Source organism: Levilinea saccharolytica (assembly GCF_001306035.1).
Taxonomy (GTDB): domain Bacteria; phylum Chloroflexota; class Anaerolineae; order Anaerolineales; family Anaerolineaceae; genus Levilinea; species Levilinea saccharolytica.
On record NZ_LGCM01000039.1, the window covers coordinates 52,705 to 64,133 of the forward strand.

Genomic DNA, 11,429 nt, shown 5'->3' on the forward strand with positions numbered 1-11,429 from the left:
CCCGCGCCGCTGTGCTTACGTGCGCCGCAGCATCCAAATCGCCATGCCGAACCCGCACAAGGTGAAAAGCAATCCAAGCGGCACATCCCACGGCTGATAGCGAAAAGAATAGTGGTGTTTACCCGCCGGTGCTGTCACAGAAAGCCATTGGTTGTCCAGCAATGGCTGCGGCTGGCCGTCACGCCAGGCTTTCCAGCCCGACCATTGGTTTTCATATACCAAGAGTTTCCCAGCGGCCGCATTTTGACAGACGACATCAATCCAGCCGCCCGCAGCTTCGGCAGCACACGGAATCGATCCATCCTCAGTCTGCACAGCCGCGTATTCGATGGCTGGGTCATAGAACGTGCGCAGATGCGCAAAAGAAGCGATAGGGGCCGCATCGCTGGAATAATTGGGGTCGTTGGTGATCGTATAGAGCGCTGGCGGAAACGAACGGTCTTTCCAAAACCAGGGTCGCCACACCTGCCCAAGCTTAAAACCTTTTTCTAACAGAACCGGAATCCACTGGAACTCTCCATCCGGAGGGGTTACCCATGCGGCAGAGTCTACGGATAGGCTCTCGATTAAACTGGGCGGCAGTTGGAGATTCCAGTTGTTCAGCCATTGGCGGCCAAATTCATACGGCGGCTTCAACGAATATAGAAGAACGAGCAGCAGAACCAGCCCAAACACAGGTATACCGTAATACGTCCCATTGGATCGAGGGAACAGCACAGCGGGGGTTTTGACCTTTTTTAAAATACGGTCAATGCTCCAGGCCGCCAGGCCCAGCAGATAAGGCACAGCCAGGCCAGTCACTGGACTCAGGTGGCGCAAATTTTTAAAACCAGGCAGAATCGGGTAGATTAAATGTGCAAATTCGGAACTGCAAATGACAAAAAGCAGCAGGATGCTGACCCAAAAATAAACCATCACTGGGCGGCCTTTTTTGGGGACAAACCGCAGAGAAGCCAGAGCGAACAGCACCGGAATCCAACCAATGAAAATGGCATGGGTATATACCAAGCCATCTTTTCCCAAAATGGACATGTGGTAATAATCACCATCCGATAAGACCAGGTTCAGCGGAATATGCGCCAGCGGCACATAATTACTGAAAGTATCATCTCCATCTTTAACATAATTTGGCGAAAAATGGATCAGCGGGGCCCAAAAAACCCCCAGCAGCAGAAAAGCCAACAGAAAGGCCAGCGCCAGATCTCGCCAAGCCATTTTTAGCTTCCAATTCTTGTCCCACAAAAGCAGCACCGCTGGGGGTAGAATGCCAATCACTGTGCCAATCTGGATGTACCCTTCGCCAGAAAGCCCCGTCAGTGCCAGAGCAAAGCCCAACCAGACGGCCGAACGGCGGTTGCCATTCCACAGCAGATTGACCAATGCGGGCAAGATGAGGCTGGCCGAGGCGGTCGATAGAAGGCCAAGCAGCATACCGTTTTCCATTTTTGCCGCCAGATGGCCGCCTGCCACGGCTAATAAGGCACTCCAAATGCGCGGCAGCCAGCCAAGTTTTAATGCGCGCGCCAACCCCCATTGACCAAGCCCAGCAATCATAAGACTAACCAGGGCGATCACTTTTGATCCATTAAAGACTCCCCAAATCAGCGTGGTTAAAATCACCAGCGGATGCAGGGGAGCGCCGCTGGTTTCTACAAAGGCGGGGGCGCCCCCGTTAACCTGCCCATTCCATAACACGCAGCTTCCGCAAATCGGCAGCAAGCGCCAGATCAGGTGTGATTGGGTTAAATGGGGTAATTCATTACCGCCTGGCAGGGTGTTCGGCGAAAAATCAAGATAGCTGCGGCCGATAAACAGCGCCCAGATGATGATTAAAATAATTTCAAGAATCACATTCCAGTAAATTCCCAGTATCGTTTTGAAATAATCTCGTGTTCTTGAGATCAATGTCATCATCCATGACAGCTTTTTTGGCGGCTCGGCAAGGTCACCACCTTCAAATTCAACAGAATGAGGTACCATGGAGGAATTCCTTTGCAGGATTGCCAATCGGATCCGCTGAAAATGAGAAATGGCAAAATTCTTCCATCCGCTGAACCAGGTCAGAAACGGGGAGGGTGTGCCGCCGAATTCAATGATTGTGTTCGTCTCTTGCTGAGTTGTTTTGTATTGATACCATCGCTGTGTCAACTTTCTGACAATTACCCAATCCAAGGGTATTGCGATGCTAAGGCCAATGATCCAAAGAAGGATAGCAGGAAGGTCCATAGGTTTATCGAAAGGTCCGAGTTCCAGGTGTCAAAAAGAACAAAATCACCCCCAAATTAAGAAACAGTAATTATAAACCATCGAGCAAGATTGAATATTAAAATTATAGCATAACGAGAAAAATACAGAATTGCTCCCCCCAATATTGAACCTTTTGCCTCCCCACGGGTACTACTCTGTGAGAGAGCGCAAAAATGCTGGCTGACTTGACTGCCGCCGTGGTGAGCTGCGGGGGCAGCCCCCAGGCGCAGGCGGTGCAGCCCGGCCTGGAAGACGGCTACGTCTGGCTGATGAAAAGCTCCGGCCAGGAAGTGAACGGTATATAGCTCACCAAAAAGATGGTTCAGCTTACGCCCCTCTGCTGAGATATCAGCAGGGGGGCGTATCGATTCGTTGCCATGCCCTTGAATCCATGACGGTTTTGCAAGATTTCAGAATTGAAAAGTGGAATAGCGCCCGCTTATGGTACATTTGTCATATTGATATTGACAAACCTCACTGAAATTATCATTTTGCTGCGTTTGACCCGCACAGGAGCCAATGGGCATGGAGTGGATCACCAGTTTTTTCAAAAGCCAGATGGACTTTGTATATTTCATCAGCGGCCTGGCTTTTTTAATGCTGGGGATGAACAGCTTCCCGGTGGCGCGGGCCAAACGCCTCCCGCTCCCCTGGGTCTTTCTGGCGGTCTTTGCGGTCCTGCACGGCCTGAGCGAATGGGTAAACCTGTTAACCTTCTCCTTTGGCAGCAGCCCCGCGGGCAACGTTTTGGGCTTTGTGCTCACCGCCGTTTCCTACGCCGCCCTGGTGGAATTTGGCCGCCGCGCGCTGAGCGCCTGCACTGGCAAGCACATCAGCCCCTGGGTGCATGCCCCCCTGGCGGCCCTCAGCGGTTTGGGGCTGCTGTCCGGCACAGCCGGGCTGAACGCCGCCCTCGCCTATGGGTACGGCTTGGCGGGCGGGCTGGCCGCAGCCGTGACCTTTTACCGTGCCTACCGCCGCACGAAAACCCCGCAATTAAAATCTGTGGCCGTTCTGATGCTGGCCTATGCGCTCACCGTGGGCATCGTGGTGCCGCGCGCTCCTTTTCCGCCCGCCGCCTGGCTTAACCAAACCGTTTTCCAAGACGCTCTGGGCCTGCCCATCCAGCTCATCCGCGCCGTGCTGGTGGCGACCGCCTCCTTCCTGCTCTGGCAGCACGATCAAAACAATTTACAGGCGCTGCAAATGCGCAATCAACGGCCCGAACGCGTATCCTTTTCAACCCTGTTCCTCCTGGTCAACGGGGCCATCCTGCTTTTGGGGTGGGGGCTGACCCAATCTATCGGTAGTTTTGCCGCTCAGGACATCCGCAAAACCCTGCTCAACGAGACTCATCTGGCCCGGGTGTCCATCAACCGCACCCACTTTACCCGCCTGCAAGGGGGGATCTCCAATCTGGACTGGTCCGATTATCTGCCTTTGCGTGCAGATCTGATGACCATCAAGAATTCCGACCCGCAGCTGCTGGATGTGTATTTGATGAAACAGAAAGGCGATCAGATCGTCTTCATCGCCAGCGGAGCCGCAACCACAGACCCCGTCTATGTGGATCCGGGTGTGGTCTATGAAAACCCGCCGGAAGCGTTGATGGGGGTCTTTTCGGGCAGCGGCACGCAAATCATTGGCCCCTATACCGATGAATACGGCACCTTTGTCTCCAGTTTTACGCCGGTGACCAATGAAAACGATGGAAAATTGATCGGCGTGCTGGGCCTGGATCTGAATGCCGGCTACGTGCAGCGGGTCATCTCCCGTTACCGCCTGATGGCCCAAATGATCACCCTGCTGGCTTTTTCGTTGGCAACCGCCTACTTCATATCCAGGGTAAAAGGCCGCGAAACCACCCAGCGCATCGAACAAAGCGAGAGGAACCTGGCGGTGGCCCAGGCCCTGGCGCATATCGGCAGTTGGTCGTGGAATTTGCTCTCTAATGAGCTGGACTGGTCTCAAGAAATGTACCGCATCTTCGGTCAGCCCGCCGACCAGCCCGTGCAAACTTACATTGATTTCTCGCGCTTCTTCTCTCCAACCAACTGGGAAAAATTTGCCGTGACCCTGCAAAACGCGCTTCAGACCCAGCAGGATGTGGAGGTGGAAACCGAGATCCTCCGCCCCGATTCTCGGGTGCGCATTATCACTACCCGCGTAACGGTGCGCAGCGATGAGCAGGGCAGCCCGGTGCAGATGTTGGGCATCACCCGCGATATCACCGAGCAGAAGGAAGCCGACGAACGAGTGCGTAAGCTTTCGCGCGCCATCGAGCAAAGCCCGGTCTCCATCGTCATCACCGACACCCACGGCGCCATCGAATACGTCAACCCGCATTTTACACGGGTCACAGGTTACACCCTGGAAGAGGCCGTGGGCAATAACCCGCGCATCCTCAAAACCGACGAAACCGCCCCCAACGAATACGCCCGCCTGTGGGAAACCATCCTTTCTGGCCGGGTGTGGCAGGGCGAATTCCACAACCGCCGCAAGAACGGTGAGCTGTTCTGGGAATCGGCCATCATCTCCCCCGTGCTGGACGAGAATCAGCAGGTCACCCATTTTGTGGCGGTTAAGGAAGACATCACCGAACGCAAGCTGGCCAGCCTGGAGCTGCACCGCATGCACGAGGAGCTGGAAAAAACCAACCTGGAATTGGCCAAAGCCAGCCAGGTGAAAAGCCAGTTCCTGGCCAACATGAGCCACGAGATCCGCACCCCTCTCAACGCCATCATCGGCATGACCGGCCTGCTGCTCGACACTCCTCTGGACAATGAACAGCGCTACTTTGCCGATACCGTGCGCGGCAGCGGCGAAGTGCTGCTGACCCTCATCAATGACATCCTCGATTTTTCCAAGATCGAAGCCCAAAAGATGGAGCTGGAGGAGCAGACCTTTGATCTGCGCCGCTGCATAGAAGAAGCCCTCGATCTGACCGCCCCCAAGGCCTCGGAAAAGAAGATCGAGCTGGCCTACATGATTGAAAACGACCTGCCGATGTACATGGTGGGGGATGTCACCCGCCTGCGCCAGATTCTGGTCAACCTGCTCAGCAACGCGGTCAAATTCACCGAGCAAGGCGAGGTGGTCGTTTCGCTGACCGGTGCATTGTTTGAGGGCGGCCAGTACCAGCTGCATTTCAGCGTGCGCGACACCGGCATGGGCATCCCCCCCGACCGCATGAACCGCCTGTTCCAATCCTTCAGCCAGGTGGATGCCTCCACAACGCGCAAATTCGGCGGCACCGGCCTGGGGCTGGCCATCAGCAAACGCCTGTGCGAAATGATGGGCGGCAGCATGTGGGCCGAAAGCAGCGGCGTGCCCGGCGAAGGCTCCACCTTCCATTTCACCATCCTGCTGCACGAGGCGGAAGATCAGACCCCCGAGCCGGCCGTCAACCAGCCTGTGGATCTGACCGGGCTGCGTGTGATGATCGTGGATGATAACCGCACCAACCGCGAGATCCTGCTGCGCTATCTCAGTTCCTGGAAAATGGTTCCGACCGCCTACGAATCGGGGCCGCAGGCGCTGGAGCAGCTGCAAAACGGCGCCCAGTTTGACCTGGCCATTCTGGACATGCAAATGCCCGAAATGGACGGGGTCAACCTGTGCCGTTCGATTCACGAGCTGCTCAAAGACAAATCCTTCCCTTCCATCCTGCTGTCTTCGCTGGGCTATCACCGCGCGCAGGATGACGAAGCCTTCTTTACCGCCTATTTGACCAAGCCGATCAAACCTTCCATCTTGTTCGACAGCCTGGCCAGTTCCGTTAACCGAAAACCAACCGTAGAAAAGGTTAATTTTGTGGCTCCAATCTCCACTTTTGATCGCGAAATGGGGCAAAAACACCCCCTGCACCTGTTAGTGGTAGAAGATAACACGGTCAACCAGACGGTGGCCCTCAGCATGTTGGGCAGAATTGGCTACCGGGCAGATGTGGCCAGCAACGGTATCGAGGCTCTGCAAGCCTTGGAACGCCAGACCTATGACGTGGTGTTCATGGATGGGCAAATGCCGGAAATGGACGGCGAAGAAGCCACCCGCCAGATCCGGCGGCGGCTGCCGGCCAATCGCCAGCCGCGCATCATCGCCATGACCGCCAACGCCATGCAGGGCGACCGTGAGCGTTATTTGGAGGTAGGCATGGACGATTACATCAGCAAACCCATCCGCATGGAAGAATTGGTGCGCACGCTTTCCGCCAGCCAGCCGCTTTCGGCGGATGACGCGCCCGCCAGCCCTTCCGGCGCCGAAGAACAGCCTGTCAGCGCCAACGCCCAGGGTGCCCCGGTGGATTTCACCGCCCTGCGGGAATTTGAGGAAATGATGGGCGAGGGCGGCGCCGAAATGGTGCGCGACCTGGTGAACATGTACCTGCAAAATGCAGCTGCTTTGATCGCCGAAATGCACAGCAGCAAGGCCGAAGCCAACTTTGAGGTGCTTCGCCGTGCGGCGCACACCCTGAAAGGCAACAGCCATCAGGTGGGGGCCGTTCCGCTGGCAGAGCATTGCGCCGAGCTGGAAAAGCTGGCCAAAGCCGCCAGCCTCGAAGGGGCTGATGCGCTCCTGGTGCACATCCAGGCGGAATTTCAGCGTGTAAACGCCGTCCTGCAAAAATCTATTCAAACCGCGGCCTGATCCGTCCAGTCTGAAAAAGGAGGTGTTTTGATGACCAACAAACCCATCCAAGATTTTCCATCCCTCGCTGAGGTGGAAAATGAGGTTGAAAAACAGAGCGCAGCGCAGGAGAAGGCTCAGGCGCGCTCCCGGCGGCCCTGGACGCGCTACCCCACCATCGCCCTGTTGATTCTGGCGTTGGGGCTGACCGTCCTTCAGCTCCTCCCCCGCGGCGCTGCGGCCCCCGCAAACGGCACAGGCGGCGTAGCCGGGCAGGTGGTCAACCAGAGCCTGACCCCCATTCCGGCCGAGGTGTACATCCTCCAGACCGAAAACGTCACCACTGCCGACTCGTCCGGAGCGTTTACCTTAAGCAGCGTGCCCGAAGGCCCGCAGGAGCTGATGGTCAGTTACGGCGGCGTGGGGTATTCCACCCGGGTGACCATTGAACGCGGGAAGACCTTCAATGTTGGCCAGATCCGCGTGCAGGAAACCATGCTGCCGCCCGAGCAGTGAGAAAAGGGAGAGCCATGATGAAAAACCATTCACTGCGCAGCGAAAAAGGACAGGGCCTGATCGAATATGCCTTGATGATCGCCCTGGTTGTGTTGGTTGTGGTGCTGGCCCTCTCCCTCACCGGCACCAGCCTGGCGGATGTGTACTGCAATATCGTGCGCCAGATCGCCCCCGACACCGCGCCGGGCTGTTCCGCCTATGTGGAAGACGAATTTATCACCATGGGCGATTGGATCACCGTCTACGGCAAGGCCGACTGGTCCATCAACGACGGTGAAATCGAAATGCGGGGCGGCGATCAGCGCATCATCAACACCGCCGAGCTGCCCGACGATTACCGCGTCACCGTTAACCCGGCCGTTCTGGAAGGCGGACCCGGCTACGGCATCCTCTTCCGGCAAACGCCCAACGGCACCAGTTATTCCGGCTATTCCTTTCAGGTGGACAAGGGCCTGGGTAATAAGTTTGCCTTCCGCCGCTATGACAAAAACGGTGTGGAGCTGGGCGCGCCCCTGGCCGTGGTCAACACGCCCGGCAAGTTCGACTGGCAAGGGCCCCACAAAGTGGAGGTCGAGGTTCGAGGTTCCACCTTTAAAGCCTACATTGACGGCACCCTGGTGCTCACCGCCACCGACAGCACTTACCCCACCGGCAAGGCCGGCCTACGCACCTGGCACGGCACCAAAGCCACCTTCGGCAGTTTCACCGTTTCCCCTCCCTAAGAAGCCAGATCGGGTAGAATCAAACGGTCACGACACCCCTGCCGGTTGGAGATGCTCTGATGGAATCTGCGCATATTTTAGCAGTCGAAGACAGCGAAATCACCCTCTTTAAGTTAAAAGCCATCCTGGTGCGGTTGGGCTACACCGTCACCACCTACGCCAATCCGGTGCTGGCCCTGGAATGGCTCAACACCTCCGGCGTGAAGCCCGATCTGGTGATGACCGACGTGATGATGCCGGAGATGGACGGCTTTACCTTTGTGCGCAGCATCCGCGCCATGCCCAGCCTGGCCGCCGTGCCCATCATCATGCTCACCTCTGTTTCCGACGTGGAAGCCCGCGTGAACGGCCTCAAAGCTGGCGCCGATGATTATCTCAACAAATCCGTCACCCCCACCGAGCTGGAACTGCGCGTCAAGGCCCTGCTCTCGCGCAGCCAGGCGGATGAGACCACCTTCGTTCAATCGGTGGGGCGCACCATCAGCGTCTTCAGCCAGCGCGGCGGGGTGGGCACCACCTCGGTGGCCATCAACCTGTCCATTGCCATCGCGCAGCTGTGGGGCATTGATGTCTGTCTTTGGGATCTGGCGCTCAAGGGCGGGCACTGTGCCACCATGATGAACCTCAAGCCCAAGAATTCCCTGGCCGAGTTGGGCGAGCTGGGCGGCGAGAATATCGAAGCCAGCCTGCTGGAAAAATTCCTGGTCAAACATGAGGCCGGGGTGTACCTGATGCCCGCCCCGCCCTCCGTGTCTGAATCGGAGCTGGTGACCTCCAAAGTGGTGGATCAGGTCATGCCCTTTCTGCAAGTGCGCTCCCCCTACCTCATCGTGGACGCAGGCAACCACCTCAACGAGCCGGTGATGAACGTGCTGGAGCGCTCCGACGCCATTTTGCTCACCCTGGCCCCGGATATCGCCTCGGTGAAATCCTGCAGCGACGCGCTGGATGTGTTTGAGCAGTTGGGCTACGACCTGCGCAAAGTCTATCTGGTGATCAATAATATCTTCCCCATGCGCCTGCTGCCGGTGAAGCAAATAGTCTCGGTGCTGAAAAACCGCCCCTATCACGAAATCCCCTACGACAGCAGCGGCTTTGTGCGCGCCATCAACACCGGTGAACCGCTGGTGGCCACCGCGCCCAAATCGGAGGCCGGGCTGGCCCTCATCTCATTGGCCTACCGCCTGAGCTACAAGAGCATGGAAACCAGCAAAAAGGCCGAAAAAGCCTCCCCCCTGCTGGATTTGTTCCACAAGCTGCGACCGCAGTAAACCGCTTGCCCTATTTTCCACCCCAGCCCCTTGGCGCTCCTGCCGCCCTGGGGCCTTTTTTTTATGGGGGCAATTGACCTCTTGACAAGGAATAATAAACGCTGTATATTTATTATATATACACCGTTTATTTAAAGAGGCCCCGCATGTCCCCACGCCCGCGCCGCAGCGCGCAAATCCCCCACCTGCAAGCCGCCATCCAGGAAACCGCCTGGGCGCAGATCGCCGAGTTCGGCGCCGCTGCCCTCAGCCTGCGTGCCGTGGCCCGCGCCCTGCACATCACCGCCCCGGCCATCTACAACTATTTCCCCAGCCGCGACGACCTCGTCACCGCCCTGATTGTGGATGCCTTCAGCTCGCTGGCCGATTCGCAGCAGGCCGCCCTGAGCCGCCTGAGCGCCGCTAGCCCGCAGGAGCAGCTGGTTGCCCTGGGGATGGATTACCGCCAGTGGGCGCTGCGCTACCCCCAGCGCTACCAGCTCATCTTCGGCACCCCCATCCCCCATTACCACGCCCCCGAAGACGTCACCAACCCCGCTGCCAGCCGCGCCCTGCTGTCTTTGATGCAGGTCATCCAGCGCCTCTACACGATCCAAAATCCGCCGCGGCCCCACCTGGCCCCCATGACCCCCGCCCTGGAGGCCATGCTGACCGCCTGGCAAAGCGCCGGGCTGCCCCTGGAGCGCGAGGTCATTTATCTGGCCGTGGTCATCTGGAGCCGGGTGCACGGCCTGGTGCAGTTGGAAATTGGTCGTCAGTTCCCACCCCACATCACCGACCCTGGCGAAGTCTTCCAGCGGGAAATCCGCAGTATGCTGATTCAATATTCATTGAATGGAGAATAACCATGTCTGAGCTTCACGTCATTTTTGGCAGCGGGCCGCTGGCCCAGGCTGTGCAGCGCGCCCTGCTGCGCCGCGGTCGCAAAGTGAAAATGGTCAACCGCAGCGGCAAACGCCCCGCCGGGGTACCCGCCGAAGTGGAAATCGCCGCGGGCGACGCCTACAACCTGGATTTCACCCGCACCGTCACCCAGGGGGCCGCGGTGGTGTATCAATGCGCCCAACCGCCCTATCACCAATGGGTGACCCAATTCCCACCCCTGCAGGCCGCCATCCTGGCGGGCGCGGCCGAAAACCGCGCCAAACTGATCGCCGCCGAGAACCTGTATATGTACGGCGACACCGACGGCCAGCCCCTGCACGAGGGTCTGCCCTACAGCGCCCGCACCCGCAAGGGCAAAGTCCGCGCCCAGATGGCCCTGGCCCTGCAGGAAGCCCACCGCAGCGGCAAAGTGCAGACCGCCTCGGCCCGCGGCTCCGATTTCTTCGGCCCGGGCGTGCTGGGCTCCGCATTGGGCGAGCGCACCTTCCTCCCCCTGCTGCAGGGCAAGCCCGCCGAGGTGACTGGCGCGCTGGATCTGCCCCACGCCTACACCTACATTGACGACTTTGGCGAAGCCCTGGCCGTGCTGGGTGAGCGCCCCGAGGCCCTGGGACGCGCCTGGCACGTGCCCAACGCCCCCGCCCTCACCCAGCGCCAACTGCTGACCCAGTTCTTTGAAGCCGCCGGCCTGCCGCCCAAATTCACCGTGATGAGCAAATTCATGCTGGGCCTAGGCGGGCTGTTCATCCCCGCCGCCCGCGAGATGGTGGAGATGGCCTATGAATTTGAAAAGCCCTTCCAGGTGGATGCCAGCGCCTTCACCCAGGCCTTCGGCGATATCGCCACCCCCCTGGCGCGCGCCGTGCCCGAGACATTGCAGTGGTACCGGCAGCACCTGGCCGCGCATAGAGGGCAAGCCTAAAGTTAAAGAAAAACAGATGCAATAAAGGATCTTCCCCTGCCCAGACGTTCGCGCTCAGCTGCGCTACCAGAATGGGCAGGGATTTTCTGTATTTGGCTCCCAGCCGTTCGGGAACCGGGCACGAGGTCAGCCAGTTCTGCCTCGACGCTGAGCCGTGACCCAGACGCACTGCTGGCAAGCGAATCTCTTGGCAAACCTGTGGAGGGCCAAAATGCGGAAGCCGATGTTGTTGTTCCTGTT

At 58.3% G+C, this 11,429-nt stretch carries 8 protein-coding genes; 7 read left to right on the top strand and 1 reads right to left on the bottom strand.

All coding sequences use genetic code 11. From position 1 onward, the window contains the following. Positions 1 to 15 precede the first annotated feature (15 nt). Positions 16 to 2,226, bottom strand: a complete 2,211-nt coding sequence (locus ADN01_RS11225; RefSeq protein ID WP_147239004.1) for a hypothetical protein — start codon at positions 2,224 to 2,226, stop codon at positions 16 to 18. Positions 2,227 to 2,420: 194 nt separating this feature from the next. Between ADN01_RS11225 and ADN01_RS20225 the strand changes: the two genes are divergently transcribed. From ADN01_RS20225 to ADN01_RS11255, 7 genes are all read left to right on the top strand, one after another. Continuing rightward, positions 2,421 to 2,552 (top strand): hypothetical protein, encoded by a 132-nt coding sequence (locus ADN01_RS20225; protein ID WP_269082035.1) that lies wholly within the window; start codon positions 2,421 to 2,423, stop codon positions 2,550 to 2,552. 220 nt (positions 2,553 to 2,772) lie between these two features. Beyond that, positions 2,773 to 6,894, top strand: coding sequence for a PAS domain-containing hybrid sensor histidine kinase/response regulator (locus ADN01_RS11230; RefSeq protein WP_160318417.1), 4,122 nt, complete (start codon positions 2,773 to 2,775; stop codon positions 6,892 to 6,894). 30 nt (positions 6,895 to 6,924) lie between these two features. Continuing rightward, positions 6,925 to 7,389, top strand: coding sequence for a carboxypeptidase-like regulatory domain-containing protein (locus ADN01_RS11235; RefSeq protein WP_062417713.1), 465 nt, complete (start codon positions 6,925 to 6,927; stop codon positions 7,387 to 7,389). 14 nt (positions 7,390 to 7,403) lie between these two features. Continuing rightward, positions 7,404 to 8,111: a family 16 glycoside hydrolase gene (locus ADN01_RS19650; protein ID WP_082142697.1), complete on the top strand. Its 708-nt coding sequence runs from the start codon at positions 7,404 to 7,406 to the stop codon at positions 8,109 to 8,111. A gap of 59 nt (positions 8,112 to 8,170) precedes the next feature. Then, the gene (locus ADN01_RS11245; protein ID WP_062417711.1) at positions 8,171 to 9,382 is read left to right on the top strand and encodes a response regulator; all 1,212 of its coding nucleotides are present in this window, start codon (positions 8,171 to 8,173) and stop codon (positions 9,380 to 9,382) included. 146 nt (positions 9,383 to 9,528) lie between these two features. Continuing rightward, positions 9,529 to 10,227 (top strand): TetR/AcrR family transcriptional regulator, encoded by a 699-nt coding sequence (locus ADN01_RS11250; protein ID WP_062417710.1) that lies wholly within the window; start codon positions 9,529 to 9,531, stop codon positions 10,225 to 10,227. Between the two features lie 2 nt (positions 10,228 to 10,229). After that, the gene (locus ADN01_RS11255) at positions 10,230 to 11,189 is read left to right on the top strand and encodes an NAD-dependent epimerase/dehydratase family protein (protein WP_062417709.1); all 960 of its coding nucleotides are present in this window, start codon (positions 10,230 to 10,232) and stop codon (positions 11,187 to 11,189) included. The last annotated feature ends 240 nt before the right edge of the window (positions 11,190 to 11,429 follow it).

Coding starts and splice junctions, on each gene's coding strand:
- ADN01_RS11225 (WP_147239004.1), bottom strand. CDS start 2,226: ATGGACCTTCCTGCTATCCTTCTTTGGATCATTGGCCTTAGCATCGCA.
- ADN01_RS20225 (WP_269082035.1), top strand. CDS start 2,421: ATGCTGGCTGACTTGACTGCCGCCGTGGTGAGCTGCGGGGGCAGCCCC.
- ADN01_RS11230 (WP_160318417.1), top strand. CDS start 2,773: ATGGAGTGGATCACCAGTTTTTTCAAAAGCCAGATGGACTTTGTATAT.
- ADN01_RS11235 (WP_062417713.1), top strand. CDS start 6,925: ATGACCAACAAACCCATCCAAGATTTTCCATCCCTCGCTGAGGTGGAA.
- ADN01_RS19650 (WP_082142697.1), top strand. CDS start 7,404: ATGATGAAAAACCATTCACTGCGCAGCGAAAAAGGACAGGGCCTGATC.
- ADN01_RS11245 (WP_062417711.1), top strand. CDS start 8,171: ATGGAATCTGCGCATATTTTAGCAGTCGAAGACAGCGAAATCACCCTC.
- ADN01_RS11250 (WP_062417710.1), top strand. CDS start 9,529: ATGTCCCCACGCCCGCGCCGCAGCGCGCAAATCCCCCACCTGCAAGCC.
- ADN01_RS11255 (WP_062417709.1), top strand. CDS start 10,230: ATGTCTGAGCTTCACGTCATTTTTGGCAGCGGGCCGCTGGCCCAGGCT.